14 protein-coding genes and 1 pseudogene are annotated in these 14660 nt (G+C 73.7%); 9 read left to right on the plus strand and 6 right to left on the minus strand.

Translation table 11 applies throughout. The annotated features are described in order from the left end of the window. Nucleotides 1-439: 439 nt before the first annotated feature. From ABZ117_RS27075 to ABZ117_RS27085, 3 genes are all read left to right on the plus strand, one after another. Complete coding sequence (locus ABZ117_RS27075; RefSeq protein ID WP_356824406.1) at nt 440-1225, plus strand: FAD binding domain-containing protein; 786 nt, start codon at nt 440-442, stop codon at nt 1223-1225. Between the two features lie 198 nt (nt 1226-1423). Further along, a complete protein-coding gene (locus ABZ117_RS27080; protein ID WP_356824407.1) occupies nt 1424-2863 on the plus strand; it encodes an MFS transporter in 1440 nt (479 codons plus the stop codon). Nucleotides 2864-2930: 67 nt separating this feature from the next. Continuing rightward, a complete protein-coding gene (locus ABZ117_RS27085; protein WP_356824408.1) occupies nt 2931-3395 on the plus strand; it encodes an AAA family ATPase in 465 nt (154 codons plus the stop codon). A 119-nt stretch (nt 3396-3514) separates the two neighbouring features. On the opposite strand, the gene ABZ117_RS27090 is transcribed toward ABZ117_RS27085, so the two are convergent. The 3 genes from ABZ117_RS27090 to ABZ117_RS27100 form a co-directional block, all read right to left on the minus strand. Beyond that, nucleotides 3515-5458, minus strand: a complete 1944-nt coding sequence (locus tag ABZ117_RS27090) for a cellulase family glycosylhydrolase (protein WP_356824409.1) — start codon at nt 5456-5458, stop codon at nt 3515-3517. A gap of 187 nt (nt 5459-5645) precedes the next feature. Continuing rightward, complete coding sequence (locus tag ABZ117_RS27095) at nt 5646-6719, minus strand: glycoside hydrolase family 19 protein (protein ID WP_356824513.1); 1074 nt, start codon at nt 6717-6719, stop codon at nt 5646-5648. A 130-nt stretch (nt 6720-6849) separates the two neighbouring features. After that, nucleotides 6850-7293 carry a septal ring lytic transglycosylase RlpA family protein gene (locus ABZ117_RS27100; protein WP_356824411.1) on the minus strand — a complete coding sequence of 148 codons (444 nt, stop codon included), beginning with the start codon at nt 7291-7293 and terminating at the stop codon, nt 6850-6852. 365 nt (nt 7294-7658) lie between these two features. Between ABZ117_RS27100 and ABZ117_RS27105 the strand changes: the two are divergent. Next, nucleotides 7659-7986: pseudogene (locus ABZ117_RS27105) on the plus strand (sodium-independent anion transporter); the annotation flags it as partial. Nucleotides 7987-8058: 72 nt separating this feature from the next. Here the strand turns inward: ABZ117_RS27105 and helR are convergent. After that, nucleotides 8059-10206, minus strand: coding sequence for an RNA polymerase recycling motor ATPase HelR (helR, locus tag ABZ117_RS27110; protein ID WP_356824412.1), 2148 nt, complete (start codon nt 10204-10206; stop codon nt 8059-8061). 459 nt (nt 10207-10665) lie between these two features. Between helR and ABZ117_RS27115 the strand changes: the two genes are divergently transcribed. The 5 genes from ABZ117_RS27115 (at nt 10666) to ABZ117_RS27135 (ending at nt 14014) form a co-directional block, all read left to right on the plus strand. Next, entirely contained in the window at nt 10666-11118 is a 453-nt protein-coding gene (locus tag ABZ117_RS27115; protein ID WP_356824413.1) for an SRPBCC family protein, read from the plus strand. 155 nt (nt 11119-11273) lie between these two features. Then, nucleotides 11274-11558 carry a hypothetical protein gene (locus tag ABZ117_RS27120; RefSeq protein ID WP_356824414.1) on the plus strand — a complete coding sequence of 95 codons (285 nt, stop codon included), beginning with the start codon at nt 11274-11276 and terminating at the stop codon, nt 11556-11558. A gap of 162 nt (nt 11559-11720) precedes the next feature. Beyond that, complete coding sequence (locus ABZ117_RS27125) at nt 11721-12149, plus strand: phage holin family protein (RefSeq protein ID WP_356824415.1); 429 nt, start codon at nt 11721-11723, stop codon at nt 12147-12149. Further along, complete coding sequence (locus tag ABZ117_RS27130) at nt 12146-12628, plus strand: DUF3618 domain-containing protein (RefSeq protein ID WP_356824416.1); 483 nt, start codon at nt 12146-12148, stop codon at nt 12626-12628. Before ABZ117_RS27125 ends, ABZ117_RS27130 begins: the two co-directional genes overlap by 4 nt. A gap of 525 nt (nt 12629-13153) precedes the next feature. Continuing rightward, nucleotides 13154-14014 carry an oxygenase MpaB family protein gene (locus ABZ117_RS27135; RefSeq protein WP_356824417.1) on the plus strand — a complete coding sequence of 287 codons (861 nt, stop codon included), beginning with the start codon at nt 13154-13156 and terminating at the stop codon, nt 14012-14014. A gap of 22 nt (nt 14015-14036) precedes the next feature. Here the strand turns inward: ABZ117_RS27135 and ABZ117_RS27140 are convergent, their stop codons facing one another. Both ABZ117_RS27140 and ABZ117_RS27145 read right to left on the minus strand, forming a co-directional pair. Continuing rightward, complete coding sequence (locus ABZ117_RS27140) at nt 14037-14210, minus strand: hypothetical protein (protein WP_356824418.1); 174 nt, start codon at nt 14208-14210, stop codon at nt 14037-14039. Between the two features lie 24 nt (nt 14211-14234). Then, nucleotides 14235-14591, minus strand: a complete 357-nt coding sequence (locus ABZ117_RS27145; RefSeq protein WP_356824419.1) for a PRC-barrel domain-containing protein — start codon at nt 14589-14591, stop codon at nt 14235-14237. Between the last annotated feature and the right edge of the window lie 69 nt (nt 14592-14660).

A 14660-nucleotide genomic window follows, 5' to 3' on the forward strand; every position in this document is an offset into this window, starting at 1 on the left:
ATGACGCCAACACCCACCCAAGGCCGGCGGGCCCGCCCGGCCCGGCAGGACTTCTCGCGTTCCACGGGCAAACCGCCGGTGTCCTGCGGTGCGTTGCGGTTCCTTGCGGTTCCCTGCGGCGGTGCCTTGCCTGTGCTCTGCCGTGCCCGGCCCGGCCGACGGACGCGACCGGTACGACACGCGGCGGCTGCGGCCGAGCGTCGCCCGGCCCGCCCGGCGCTGACGCGGACGTCGGCGCCCCGCACCGGGCACGGCCGTGCGCGGTGAGCCCGCGCCGGGGGCCACGCGATCCGTGGCCGTAGGCGGTCGGTGCGCGCCGCACGCTCGTGTGAGCCCTGTACGCGCCCCCGCCCGCGCGACAAGACTGCGCTGTCGGCAGGCAGCCGGCCGTGGTGCCGGCCGCCGGTCGTCCCCGTGACCAGGAAGGCAGGTCGGCGCCGTGCTGTTGTGTCTGCCCACGTCCGTGACTGAAGCCCAGGAGTGCCTCGCCGAGGGGGCCGTGCCCATCGGCGGGGCGACCCTCGTGTGGGCGACGTGGCAACGGGACGGTTTCCCCGGCCTCGCCATGTCCCTGCGTGAGGTGCCGGAGGCCAACGTCCTGGGACGCGAGACCGTCGGCGGTGCCGTGGTCCTGCACCGGATCGGCGCCGAGCAGCCGGACGTGCTGCGGCTGGCCGCCGCCACCATCGGCACCGGCGCCGTGCGGCGGACGGCGACGGTCGGGGGCAACCTCGTCGGCAGCACGCTGCGCTGCCTGCTCCCCGCCGCCCTCGTCCTGGACGCCCGCGCCACGGTCCTGGAGTCCGACGGGATCCGCGAGGCGGACCTGACCGAGGTCGTCGCCAAACGGCCGGTCCTGCTCAGCCTGAGCTGGCGTGCGCCGATCGCCTCCGCCTACCGCAAGCTGCCCGGCGAGGCGGGCGGACCGCCCCCGCTGGTCGTGGCCTCCGCCCTGCGCGCCGGTGACGGCGCGGGCCGGCGCCTGCGCGTCGCCGTACGCGACGGCTACGACGTGCTCAGCGGGGACGCCACCGGTGACACCGACGCCGAAGGGGCCCTCGGCGCACTGCGCGGCACGGCCCTGGGCGACCTGCCGGCCGTCGCCTGGGAAGTGATCCGCCCGCAGGTCACCGGTCTGCTGCGCGCGAACGCCGCGAACGCCGCGAACGCCGGGAACGCCGGGAACGCCGGGGACGGGGAGGGCCCGAGCGCGCCGGATCGGTGACCGCGCCGCCGCGCGCCCCGGGAGCGGGCAGGCTTCCGCACGGCCACGGCGTGGACCGGGCCGTGGTGTACGTCCGCTGGGGCACAGGTCCGCCCCCGGACCGGCCGACCGTTTGCCGTCCCGGCAAAGACACTGGCCGCCGGCCGTCACCCTGACCGAGCCTGACCGGGTACCGCTCCCGTACCCGGAAGGCAGACCGTGACCGCGACGACGCTCGCCCCGAACCCACCGCTCCCGCTGAGCAGCCGCAGACGCTGGACGGTGCTGGCCGTCTGCTGTCTGAGCATGTTCGTGGTCGGCCTGGACACGACCATCGTCAACGTGGGCCTGCCCGCCATCGGCCGCGGCCTGGACGTGGGGACCCGCAGTCTTGAGTGGACCGTGGACGCGTACACCGTCGTCCTGGCCGGTCTGCTGATCTCCTCCGGCGCGCTGGCGGACCGCTTCGGGCGCCGGCGGGTGTTCCAGTGGGGGCTGACGGTGTTCGGCGCGGCCTCGCTGGCCTGCGCGCTGGCCCCGTCGGTGGGCGCGCTGATCGCGGCACGCGCGGTGCAGGGGGTCGGCGCCTCCATGCTCAGTCCCGTGGCACTCGCCATCGTGGTCAACGCGATGCCCGACCCGCGGGAGCGAGCGCGGGCGATCGGAGTGTGGGCGTCCGTGTTCGGGCTCAGCATGGCCGCGGGCCCGGTCACCGGTGGCGCCCTCGTCGCGGGACTCGGCTGGCGGTCGCTGTTCTGGATCAACGCCCCGGTCATCGTGGCGGCTCTCGTGCTCAGCGCGCTGTTCGTACCCGAGTCCCGGGCGGCGAAGCCCCGGCGGCTCGACGTTCCGGGGCAGCTCCTGCTGACCGTGACGATCGGACTCTGGGTCGGCGTCCTCATCGAGGGACCGCGCATCGGCTGGACGTCACCCGCGGCGCTGGCCGCCTACGCCCTGGCCGCCGCGGCGACGGCGGGATTCGTGTGGGCGGAGTCCCGCCGGGCCGAACCGCTGGTGGACCCGGGCCTGTTCCGCGGGCCCGCGTTCAGCGGCGCCGTCCTGGGGGCTGTGGCGGTGTTCGCCGCGCTGAACGTGACGCTGCTGCTCAACACCCTCTACCTCCAGCACGCCCGCGGCTTCACCGCGCTGGCCGCCGGTACGGCGACCCTGCCCATGGCGTTCGGCGCCACCGTCTGCGCACCGTGGTCCGGCCGCCTGGTAGGCCGTACCGGCCCGCGGCTGCCGCTGTGCCTGGCGGGCGGCTTCCTCACCGCCGGCGGACTGTGCCTGACCGGGCTCGACCGGCACACCAGCGTGTACCTGCTGCTGTTCGCCTACCTGCTCATCGGCATCGGCTTCGGCTTCGCCAACGCGCCGATCACCAACACAGCGGTGAGCGGACTGCCGCCCGCCCGGGCCGGGGTGGCGGGCGCCGTCACGTCCACCGCGCGACAGCTGGGCTCCGCCGTCGGCATCGCCGTCGCCGGCGGCCTGGTCGCGGGCACCGGCCCCGCGGACCTGGCCCGCGCCTCCCGCCCGGGCTGGCAGCTGGTCGCCGCCTGCGGACTCCTGCTGTTCCTCGTGGCCCGAGCGTCCCGGCCCTCGCGAGCCCGCCGGGACCCGGGGCCCGGCGTTCCGGCCGCCGCGCGGGCCCGCTGACCGACGCGCCACCGGCCCCTCCGCGAGTGTTTCGTCCGGCCCGCGGTGACGTGTCATCGTGGCCGGTATGGCGACAGAAGCGGACGTGGCCGTGCTGGTCGGCTTGCAGGCCTCGGGGAAGTCGGCCTTCTACGCACGGTGCCTGTCCGACCGGTACGAGCTGGTCAGCAAGGACCTGTTCCCGCGGAGAGCCAGGAACAAGCAGGGCCGGCAGATGCGGCTGCTGGCCGGACACCTGGCGGCCGGGCGGGCGGTGGCCGTGGACAACACCAACCCGTCGCCGCGGGAGTGGGCTCCGCTGGTGGAGCTGGCCCACGCGCACGGCGCGACGGCGACGGCGTACTGGTTCCCCCCGGACGTGACCGGTGCCTTGCGGCGCAACGCCGCGCGCGAGGGCCGCGACCGGGTACCGGACATCGGTGTCCTGGCCACCCTGAAGAAGCTGCGCAGACCGTCGCCCGCGGACGGGTTCGACGCGGTCCACGAGGTACGGTTCGACGGCCGGGGCGGCTTCGAGGTGCGGGCCGCCTGAGCAGTGCGCGCCCGAGCGGGCACGACCGCGCGCTGCCCGGGGGCCGCCGGCCCGGCGCTCCGGTGGTCCCGTCTCCCGTGCTCCGTGTGCGGTGCCCGTGGACGGCCCGGGTCCGCCCGTCAGGGCAGGGTGCGGCACAGCAGGGCCGCGGGGCCGGGGTGGCTGCCCACCCGGGTGGTGAAGGCGATCCCGGCGGCGTACTCGGCCGCCGCGCACTGTCCCTTGGAGCTGCCGTACGCGAAGTCCCCGCCGGCCGCGTCGGCGGGACGGCCGTCGGACCGGTCGAACCACACCGTCCGTCCGGCGCCCGACAGCGCGCTGCGTGCCGGGACGCACAGCGTCGTCGACACACGCTCACCGCGCAGCGCGTAGCCGATGAGGAACTCCCCTTCCGGACACTGGTACTTGGTGTAGCCGGACGCCCAGTCCCCGCCGGCCGGCACATACCGCTCGTCGGTGACCACCGTCCGGCGCGCGTCCGCGGCGCGCAGGTCCGCCGTGCCCGTGTCGGTGCACAGACCGCGCCCACCGGTGTGGCTCAGCCCGAGGAGCCGGGTGCCGTCGGGGCAGGCGGCCTTGTACGCTCCCGGGTCCCAGTCCCCCGCGGCGCGCACCCGCAGCGACGCCACCGCGTCCCCGTGATCGGTGCTGAGCATGCGCCAGACGGGGACCGGGGCCACGGCACCGGCCTTGCCCGGCGTGGTCATCAGGCGCTGCCATGCCGCGCCGCGCCAGTCGCCGGGGTCGAGGATGCCGGAGCGGTGCCCGGTGTCGTCGTAGCGCAGCAGTGCCCAGTCGTCGTGGCCCGCGAAGCCGACCAGGGGCCAGAACGCGAAGTCGGCGTCGTGCTCGGCGAGGTAGCCGGTGAGGTTGCCGAACCAGGCCCGGGCCGCCGGGTTCGTCTCGCCCGAACCGATGCCGAACTCGCTCACCCACACCGGTGCGGTGTAGTGCCGGCCGCTCTCCTCCACGAAGAAGGCCTCGTCGTCGAGGGCCGTGGCCAGCTCGGCGCGTGACAGGTCCTGGTAGCGGGCGTCGTGAGTCTCGCCGACGCCGGTGGCTCCGCTGTGGTGCGGGCCGGTGTAGCCGTAGAAGTGGGCGGAGTAGACGAGTTTGCGGGCGTCCACGAGCGTGTGGGACAGCGTGCGGGCGGGAGTGAGCACCGGCCGGCCGTGCGGGAGTCCGTCCACGGGCACCCCGGTCCAGTTGATCCCCTCGATGACGATGAGGAGGCGCGGGTCGCCCTCGGTGAGGATGCGGTCGGCGGCCAGCTGGGCCGCGGCGTACCAGTCGTGGGCGTCGCCCAGGCCCCAGTTGGGGTCGTCCAGTACATCGCGCCGGACCTCGTTGTACAGATCGGCGCCGACCACGCGTGGGACGGAGGCGTAACGGCGGGCCATGAACACCCAGTCGTCCGCCCACTGTTCTGTGGACTGCCCGCTGTTCCACCGCTCGTTGCCGTCGATGCCGCAGCACCAGCGGGAGGTGTTGGTGTGGTTGTTGAGGACGACCGCGAAGCCGTCCCGGCTGAGCGCGTCCACCACGGCGTCGTACACCTCCAGGGGTGTCCTGCCGCGCAGCTGGGGATTGGCCGCGACGGCGCTGTCCGGGACGGCGGTCGTACGGTGGATCATCTCGTTGGAGAACGGCAGCCGGACGGTGTTGATCCCCGACTGGTGGAAGTCGGCGAGGAGCCGGGCCAGCGGTGCGCGGTCCAGGCCGAGGGGGATGCCGTGGGAGTCCTGCCCGGCGTGATGGTCGGCGGGGTCGGCGGCACTGCCGCCGCCGGTCCAGGAACCCTGTGCGCCGTCCCAGTTGGCGCCCTTCAGCCGGAAGCGGTCGCCGTGGGCGTCGACGATGTACCGGCCCCGCGTCGACAGGGGTGCTTCCCAGGCGGCGGGGTCCGCCGTGCCGGTGGCGGTCCGGGCGGCGGCGGCGGTGGTGTGCGGTGGTACGGCGGCGGAGGCCGGCGTGGCCGGGGTGGGGGTGAGGGCGGTGGTCGGGGTGAGCAGGAGACCGGCGGCGGTGACCGCGAGCCGCAGCACGGCTGGTGGCATCGGCATGGGGGGCTGCCTTGGAGGTCGGAGGCGTGGGGGAGCGGGGTGACGGGCCGGCGGAACGGCCCGTCCGGGGCCGGCACGGCGGGCGACCGAGCACAGCCCGCCCCGGACGGTGCGGGCGACCTTCCGTCCGGGGCGGGTGATCTCCCTGCGGGGACGCCTGCTCGCGCCTCCTCGCAGGGGGGAGATGTCAGCAGTACAGGTTGCCGCCGGGGCTGACGCCGAGGACCTGGGTGAACCTCTGGTAGGCGTCGACGCGGCTCTGCACCTGTGCGGGGTTCTTGCCGTCGCACTCCAGGGAGCCGTTGATGGAGCGGATGGTCTGCCCGAAGCCGGCGCCGTCGACCATCGCGTTGTGCGGGGTCATCGAGCCCGGCCCGGACTGGGTGTTCCAGTACCAAAGGCCCGTCTTCCAAGCCACGGCCGCGTCGTTCTGGACCAGCCAGGGGTTGTTGAGCAGGTCGATGCCGAGTGCGTCCCCGGCGGCCTTGTAGTTGAAGTTCCAGGAGAGCTGGATCGGGCCACGCCCGTAGTAGGCGGCCTGCCCCGCCGGGCACCCGTAGGGCTGGGTCCCGTCGCAGTAGTGCGGGTAGTTGGCGGTGTTCTGTTCCACGACGTGGACGAGCCCGCCGGTCTCGTGGCTGACATTGGCCAGGAACGCCGCGGCCTCCTGTTTCTGCACGGTGTCGCTGCCGGTGTGCGCGAAGGCGGGGTAGGCGCCGAGCGCGGCGGTGAGGCCGCTGTAGGTGTAGAAGGAGTTCCGGTTCGGGAACATCTGGTTGAACTGAGCCTCGGAGAGCACGAATCCGGACGTCGTACTGCCGCCTCCGCCCGCCGGCGCGTTCCACTTCTGGTTCGCCCCGCCGGAGCAGCTCCAGATCTGGAGCCGGGTGGTGTCGGCGGAGTTGTCGTCGCGTACGTCCAGGCACTTGTTCGCGGCCGGGTTGACGATGTCGTGCGCGGCGGTGACCACCCACTGCTGGTTGGAGCCGCCCGAGCAGTCCCACAGCTGTACGGCGGCTCCGTCGGCGGTACCGCGGTCCACGACGTCCAGGCACTTGCCGAGCGCCCGCAGGGTGCCGTCGCCCGGGTTGGACCAGTGCTGCGCGGCGGTGCCGTTGCAGTCGTAGAGCTGTACGGCGGTGCCGTTGGCGCTCGCGGCGCCCGCCACGTCGGCGCACTTGCCGGCGAGGCCGGTGATCTGACCGTCCGCGGCCTGCGCGGGCGTGACGCCGAACAGGACGGCGAAGGACCCGGCGGCCATGACAGCGGCCACGAGTCGCCCGGGACGTACGCGGGGGGAGGGCGACCGCCTGATGTACGGGATAGGCATGGAGAGAACGCTCCAATTCACGGGGCAGCTGTGGTACGGGTCAAGGCACGTGGTTCGAACCTCAGTTGAGGATTTGCTGCGTGACCACGATGTGTCCGGCGTCGGGGTTCAGGCTTCCGCCCAGCCGGCCGAACGCCCCGTCGGTGAGGTCGAGGCACTTGGGTTCCTGCGGTGTCTGCGCGAACGTGCCCCGGTCGTTGATCCGGACCACCAGTGACCTGCCGTTGGCGACGTTCGTCACCTGCACCCGGGTCCCGAACGGCAGTTGGGGCTGACGGGTGAGCGAAGTGGCGGCCGTGTCGGCGTTGTTGTCGAAGACCTCGCCGCTGGCGGTCAGCGCGCCGGGCGGCTGGGGGCCGTAGTGCGTCGCCCAGCACTGGTCGGCGGCGGCTTGGGCGGCGGCGGCCTGGGCGGAGGAGGTGGCGAGCAGGCCGGCCGGCACGGCGAGGGCGGCGGCGAGTGCGGCCTGTAACAGGGCGGAACGCGTGGGGGGTTGTGCGGCCACGGAGGAGATCACAGCCTTTCGCGGTCGGCGGATGGCGGGGGCGGGCCGTACCGAGCCGCGTGCCGCGGAAGAAGGCCCGCCCGGCATCGGAACGTAAAAGGTCTGAACCACAACCGTCAAGGGGTGAACAGGCCCTCAGAGAAAAGCAGTTGAGGTTCCCGGAACGCGAAGGCAACGTCCGGGCGGCGACAAGGCGGTCGTTCGGATGGTGAACGCCCGCGGCCCGCCGGTCACCTGACGACACGGCCCAGGCGAGGCTCCCCGCCCCCACGGCCGCTCACGCGCCCCTCGCCCGCGAGGTCCGGGAACGGCGCTCTGCCGGCCTGGCCGCGAACTCCTCCGCCCGGGCCGGCTGGGCGCGCACGGTCGTCCTCGCCCGGCGCGTCGCCCATCTCGCCGCGGCCACTCCCGTCACCGGCCCCGACGGCACGTCGGCCGTCTGCCGGGTCACCGGTGCGCTGTTCCTCGCCTCATCCAACGACCCGCCTTGCCCGGTTGCGCTACGCCACCCATCCGGGCAAGGCGGGCATCGACCTGTCGGCCGCGCACATCCGGGACGCCTCCTCCGCGGCCGCGCCGGGCCCCATCGGGACGAAGCACGCCCGGCGCGGCAAGACCGCCGAGATCACCGGCCTGAACGAGGCCGGCGCCCGCATGCGGGGGACGCTCAGCGGCGAGCTGACCGGCAGCCACCGAGCCGGGGGGACCGGCCGGAGCACGCGCGCGTGCTCCGGCCGTCCGTCGCGGGGTTCCCGGCCGGCGGCGTCAGCCGCTCGTGAGGACGACGAGGTGCCGGGTCGCCCGGGTCATCGCCACGTAGCGGTCCACCGCTCCCTCGACGCCCTCGCCGAAGTTCTCCGGATCGACGAGGACGACCAGGTCGAACTCGAGTCCCTTCGACAGTTCCGGGGTCAGGGACCGGACGCGGGGCGTGGCCCGGAACGTGGGGTCGCCGATGACGCAGGCGATCCCGTCGGCATGCGTGGCGAGCCAGTCGTCGAGGACCGGGCGCAGGTCGGCGGTCGATCCGTGGACGACGGGCGTGCCGCCGCCGCGGATGGACACCGGCACGTTGGCATCCGGGAGGACGGCCCGGATGACGGGCTCGGCCTCCGCCATGATCTCCTCCGGCGTCCGGTAGTTGATGCTCAGGGGAGCCACGGTGACCCGGCCGAGCCCGACCCGTGCCAGCCGCTCCTGCCACGACTCCGTGAACCCGTGCCGGGCCTGGGCGCGGTCCCCGACGACGGTGAAGCTCCGGGACGGGCACCGCAGCAGCAGCATCTGCCACTCGGCGTCGGTCAGTTCCTGCGCCTCGTCCACGACGATGTGCGCGAAGGGACCGGCCAGCGAGTCCGGGTCGGCGGTGGGCAGGCCGCTCTCGTCGACGAGGCTGTCTTGCAGGTCCTTGCCGTGCAGCATCGTCACCGCGCCCTCACCGTCGTCGTCCGCCCTGAGCAGGCCCTCGATGACGGCGGACATGCGCTCGCGTTCGGCGGCCACCGCCGCCTCGTGCCGGCGCCTGCGCCGCGACGCCTCCGGGTCACCGAGCCGCTGCCGTGCCGCGTCCAGGAGCGGCAGGTCGGACACCGTCCACGCCCGGGCGTCCGCGCGCTGGAGCCGCCGTACGTCGTCCCGGTCGAGCCAGGGAGCGCACATCCGCAGGTAGGCGGGCACCGACCACAGGTCGCCGACGAGGTCGGCCGCCTCCAGCAGAGGCCACGCGCGGCCGAACGTCGTGAGCAGCTCCCTGTTCTGCCGCAGCGCCCTGCGCAGCAGCGTCTCCGAGACGTCACCGGGGTGCTTGTCCACCAGCATCGTCAGCAGCTCCTCCCAGACCTGGTGACGGGCGTCGTTGTGCGGCGTACCGGGCTCCGCCGCGTCGAACGCCACCGCCCAGTCCTCGGCGGTCAGCCGGATCTCCGCCCAGGGGGTGATGACCTTCAACCCCTCGGTGGGCGGTTCCTCGTAGAACCGGACGGCCTTCTCGATCGCCTTGACCATGGCCGCGGACGACTTCAGCCGGGCCACGTCCGGGTCCGCCTCGACCGTCGCCGACGCTCCCTCGGCGACGAGGTCCCGCAGGATGCAGGTCTGCACGCCCTCCTCCCCGAGGCTGGGCAGGACATCGGCGACGTAGTCCAGGTACGGCCGGTGCGGGCCGACGAACAGCACGCCGCCCCGGCGGTGCCCCAGGCGGGGGTCGGAGTACAGGAGGTAGGCGGAGCGGTGCAGGGCGACGACGGTCTTCCCCGTACCGGGACCGCCGTCCACGACGAGGGCGCCGCGGGACCCCGCGCGGATGATGGCGTCCTGGTCGGCCTGGATGGTGGCGAGCACGTCCCGCATCCGGGCCGACCGGTTGCCGTCGAGGCTGGCGATGAAGGCCGACTGGTCGTCGAGCGCGGCGTGGCCCTCCAGCCCGTCGGCGGCGAACACCTCGTCCCAGTAGTCGCTGATCCGGCCGTTGGTCCAGCGGTAGCGGCGGCGGCTCGTCAGTCCCATCGGGTTGGCGTGGGTGGCCCCGAAGAACGGCTCCGCCGCGGGCGAACGCCAGTCGACCAGCAGCCGGCGTCCCGAGCTGTCGGTGAGGCCGAGCCGTCCGACGTACACGGGCTCGGGGTGGTCGGCGCTCACCATGCGCCCGAGGCACAGGTCCAGGCCGAACCGGCGCAGGGTGCGCAGGCGGGCCGTCAGCCGGTGGATCTCCGCGTCCCGGTCCATCGCCTGCCGGCCCTTGCCGCCGGGCGCCTTCCGCTCGGCCTCCAGACGGCCGGACAGTTCGGCGACCGACTGCTCGAGGCACTGCGCGATGGCGGCGAAGTGCTCCTCGTCGCCGCCGATCAGCGCCGGGTCGGCCTTGGAGGACAGGCGGTCGGGAAGGTCGAACGCGCCGAGGGCCAGGGGGTTCACGCATCAGCTCCGATATGAGATCTCTTGCGGCCATGACGGCACCCGGTGCCGTGAGAAGCCGGTTCAGGCCGGACATTCTGCGGCACGGCCGGGGCCTTGCCGCAAGGCCCCCGATCGGCTATATCTTGAGAGTGGCAAGGAGTGGGTGACCTCCTTGCCTTTTCTTTTTGCCGCCGCATCCGTCCGGAGTCCGGAACGTGGTGCCTCAGGCAGGGTACCGAGTGCTCCTGAGAACGATCTTGGTGTAGGGGTCCGGCTTCGGGATACCCGCGTCACACACCCCCGCCCGCCGCGGCCCCGTCACGCGAGCCGGGCCGGCCGGCCGGTGGGTGGGAAGCGCCGTACGCATACGGGTGGACCGGGTGTCCGCCCGGCCTTCCGACGCGAGCGGAACCCGAGAGGAAATCCGAGCGGAACCCGAGAAGGACCCGAGAAGGGCCCGAGAGAAGGAGCACACGCATGTCGCAGGTGGAAGAGTCCATCGAGGTCGACGTCCCGGTCAGCACCGCCTACAACCAGTGGACCCAGTTCGAGACCTTCCCCCAGTTCATGGACGGCGTCGAGCGCATCGAGCAGCGCACGCCGACCCTCACACACTGGGTGACCAGCATCGACGGTGCCACCCGCGAGTTCGACGCCGAGATCACCGAGCAGATCCCCGACGAGCGCGTCGCCTGGACCACCGTGAGCGGCGAGGCCGAGCAGGCGGGGGTCGTCACCTTCCACCGTCTGGACGAGACCCGCACCAAGGTCATGCTGCAGCTGGACTACGAACCCCACGGCCTGGCCGAAACGGTCGGCGACAAGCTCGGCGTCGTCAAGCGGCAGGTCACCGGCGATCTGGCGCGGTTCAAGAAGTTCATCGAGGCCCGCGGCGGCGACGAGACCGGCGCCTGGCGCGGCCAGGTCTGAACCCCGCACATGACGGCCGGTGCCCCGCACGCCGCCGCACGGCGGGCGTGGGGACCGGCCGTCACGTCCGGCCGGCGCACGGGCATAACCCCGGCCGGCCGGGCAACACGCGGTGGCAACGGCGGGTAACCGCGCGACGAGGAGGGGACAGGGCCATGGCGGTCAGGCGGCACGAGGCGTGGGCGATCAGCTGTGCGGCGATGGCAGGAGCGGGGACGGCCGTCGCGGCCGTCCGCTGGTGGAACCGCCGCCGGCCGCAGCCCTGCCCCGACCGGCCGGGCGAGGACCGGGTGGAGGAACTGCATCTGGCCTTCCAGGACCCGTCGGTCCCGCCCTCCGACGCACCGGAGGAGGCACTGCACCGGTACTGGAGCCGGTTGCAGCCGCTGGACCTGACAGCCGAGAGGGCGGAGGCGCTGCCCGCGCTGCCGCCCGAATGAGAACACCGGGAGCGCCGAGGCACCGCTTCGGCACCGTCGGCCGGATGAAGCCGGGCCGGCTGCCCTGAACCGCTGCGTACGGGGTACTCGCACGCTCTCCGGGGGCCGGGCGCCGACGGGCGCCCTCGGCCCGGACACAACGAATGACGGGAGGTGATCGTCATGTCGGACACACAGTTCCACCATGAAACAGGCCGGCAGGCGCCGGGTTCGGAGCCGGTGGGCGAACTGGTGCAGCGCGCGTCGCAGCAGCTGACGGAGTTGGTGCGGGGCGAACTGCGCCTGGCGCAGGCAGAGATGAAGGACAAGGGCAAGCGGTACGGCAAGGGGGGCGGACTGTTCGGCGGCGCCGGACTGGTCGGGTTCCTCATGCTCCAGGCCCTCGTCGCGACCGCGATCGCCGCGCTGGCGATACCCCTGCCGGTGTGGGCCGCGGCCCTCATCGTCACCGCGGTCCTCGGCGTGATCGCCGCGGTGATGGCGCTCAAGGGGAAGAAGGAAGTCGCCCAGGCCGCGCCGCCCGCGCCCCAGCAGACGATCGAGAACGTGAAGGCCGATGTGGCCGAGATCAAGGAGAGTGCGCACCGATGACCCAGCCGCCGCACGACGAACCGACCGCTTCCAGCCAGGAGGAGCTGCGGGAGCAGGTCGAGCACACCCGTCAGGAGTTGGGGGAGACCGTGGAGGCGCTCGCGGCCAAGGCCGATGTCAAGGCGCGCGCCCAGGAGAAGACCGCGGAGGTCAAGGAGCAGGCCGTCGCGAAGGCCGGTGAGCTGAAGGAGCAGGCCGCGGTCAAGGCCGGGGAGGTCAAGGCCCGGGCCGCCGAGGCGGCGGCCCGAGTGCAGGACAAGCTCCCCGAGCCGGTCAGGGAGAAGGCCTCGTCGGCCGCCGGGCAGGCCCGCGCGAAGGCCGCCGAGGCGGGCCGGCTGTGGGAGGAGAAGGCGCCGGAGCCGGTGCGGGAGAAGGCCGCCCAGGGCGCCCGGATGGCACGGGAGAACCGTGCCTTGCTGGTGGCAGCCGTCGGGGCGGTCGTCGTGCTGGGGCTGATCTGCCGCCGCCGCAAGGACTGAACCCGTGACGGCGACGACGGCATGCCGGCCCGCCGCGGGCCGCCACGCCATCGCCGTCACCCGCAGCCCGGCCGGACACCGGCCGGGCTGCTCCGCCGCGCGAGGCGGCACCGCGGGCTGCTGCGCCCCGCGAGGGCTCACCGGCGACATCACGAGAACCGGCGCCCCGGCGCCCGCGATCACGGGAACCGGCGCCGCTGTGTTCCCGATCATGAGAACCGGCGCCCCGGCGCCCGCGATCACGGGAACCGGCGCCGCTGTGTTCCCGATCATGAGAACCGGCGTCCCGGCGTTCCCGACCGTCAAAGCCGGGGCCCCGGCGCTCCGAGCCTGTCCGGGGCCCCGCGCTGCCCGCATTCCCGGCGCCCCTCGGTCTTGCCGGCGTCCCGCGGAAGAGACCGACGAGCCGGCGACGGCACCGGCGGGCTCCCGGTCCGCCCATGACGGGGAACTCGTACCCGGCGACCGACCGGCACGGTTGTGCGCTGTCGTGCCGGACACTGAAGAGGACACGGGAGGTGGCGGATGCTGGCGGACGCGCGTGCGCAGCTGGGCCGGGCCCTGTTCCATCGGGTCGCGGGTCCCGACGGGTCGGTCTCCCGCGCCCGGATCCACCAGACGCCGGGCCCGCGCTGGTTCGGCCCCGACCGTCCGATCCGGACCGTGCACGGCGACGCCTCGATGTTCATCGGCGGGATCAGCGCCCTGCTGCTCCAGTCGCTGCACCCGCGCGCCATGGCGGCCGTCGCCGCCCACTCCGGTTACCGCGGCGACCCCTGGGGCCGGCTGCAACGTACGAGCACCTTCCTGGCCGTGACGACGTACGGCACCGCCGGGGACGCCCAGGACGCGGTCGACCATGTCCGCGCCATCCACGAACGGATCCGCGGCACGACGTCCGACGGCCTCGCCTATCACGCCGCCGACCCGCACCTGCTCGGCTGGGTGCACGCGGCCGAGACGTACAGCTTCCTGCGCGCCCACGCACGCTACGGGGCGCACCCGCTCGACGCCGCCGGATACGACGCCTACGTCGCCGACACCGCCCGCGTCGCCGAGGCACTGGGCGTGACCGACCCGCCCCGTGACCGCCGTGCCCTGTCCGAGCGCCTCGCCGCCTACCGGCCCGAACTGCGGGCCGCCTCCGAGGCCCGCGCCGCCGCCCGCTTCCTGCTGCTGCGGCCCCCGCTGCCCCTGGCGGCCCGGCCGTTCTACGCGGGACTGGCCGCGAACGGCGTCGCGCTGCTCCCGCCATGGGCCCGGAACATGCTGTGGCTGCCCAGGCTGCCCGTCGTGGAGGACATCGCCGTACGCCCCACCGGCCACGCGCTGACCCGGACCATCCGGTGGGCCATGATGCCGCCGCCGCGCTCCCGCACGGACTGACCCCGCGCCGGCCCGGCCCGCCTCAGCGGGGGATGCGGTGCTTCCTGCCGCCCCGGCGGAAACGGATCGCGGCATAGACGAGATCGACGACGAGCACGACGGCGCCGATGATCAGGAGATAGAACAGGCCGTGCGCCGCGACTCCGATGATGCCCAGCACGACGGCCACGAGGATCAGGAACAGGAACACAGTCATCGGGTCTCCCGGCGGCTCGGTGCGTCAGCGGCGGCCCAGGCGCCGCTCGCCGCCGGCGCCCGGTGCGTAGGGCAGTTCGTAGTGGGCGAAGACAGCCGGTTCCTCGGTGGCGGACAGTTCACCGTCGGTGTCGATCGACGGGGCCTTCCTGACGGTGTCCTTGCTGTGGGCGACCTTCAGGTATCCCGGGCCGACCGTCGCACCGGTGAGGGGGACGAACGCCAGCCGGCGCCGGGTGGGCAGGCCCACGGTCACGGTGGCGAAGAAGGGCTGGTCGGTGCCGGTGTCCACGTAGACGGACTCCAGTGTGCCGATCTTGTGGCCGCCCGGGTCGACCACGTCGTGGCCGCGCCATTCACGGATATCGGATGCCTCGAACATCGGAAACCTCCTCTGCGGGGGTACCCACGATGCCGCCGGTGATGTGCGGGCCGCCATCGGCCGCCGCCA

It is taken from the genome of Streptomyces sp. NPDC006309 (assembly GCF_040613095.1).
In the GTDB taxonomy this organism is placed as follows: domain Bacteria; phylum Actinomycetota; class Actinomycetes; order Streptomycetales; family Streptomycetaceae; genus Streptomyces.

Bases quoted from the DNA above. Each gene is read 5' to 3' on its own strand.
- ABZ117_RS27085 (WP_356824408.1), top strand. From the start codon at position 2,931: ATGGCGACAGAAGCGGACGTGGCCGTGCTGGTCGGCTTGCAGGCCTCG.
- ABZ117_RS27090 (WP_356824409.1), bottom strand. From the start codon at position 5,458: ATGCCGATGCCACCAGCCGTGCTGCGGCTCGCGGTCACCGCCGCCGGT.
- ABZ117_RS27095 (WP_356824513.1), bottom strand. From the start codon at position 6,719: ATGGCCGCCGGGTCCTTCGCCGTCCTGTTCGGCGTCACGCCCGCGCAG.
- ABZ117_RS27115 (WP_356824413.1), top strand. From the start codon at position 10,666: ATGTCGCAGGTGGAAGAGTCCATCGAGGTCGACGTCCCGGTCAGCACC.
- ABZ117_RS27120 (WP_356824414.1), top strand. From the start codon at position 11,274: ATGGCGGTCAGGCGGCACGAGGCGTGGGCGATCAGCTGTGCGGCGATG.
- ABZ117_RS27125 (WP_356824415.1), top strand. From the start codon at position 11,721: ATGTCGGACACACAGTTCCACCATGAAACAGGCCGGCAGGCGCCGGGT.
- ABZ117_RS27130 (WP_356824416.1), top strand. From the start codon at position 12,146: ATGACCCAGCCGCCGCACGACGAACCGACCGCTTCCAGCCAGGAGGAG.
- ABZ117_RS27135 (WP_356824417.1), top strand. From the start codon at position 13,154: ATGCTGGCGGACGCGCGTGCGCAGCTGGGCCGGGCCCTGTTCCATCGG.
- ABZ117_RS27140 (WP_356824418.1), bottom strand. From the start codon at position 14,210: ATGACTGTGTTCCTGTTCCTGATCCTCGTGGCCGTCGTGCTGGGCATC.
- ABZ117_RS27145 (WP_356824419.1), bottom strand. From the start codon at position 14,591: ATGTTCGAGGCATCCGATATCCGTGAATGGCGCGGCCACGACGTGGTC.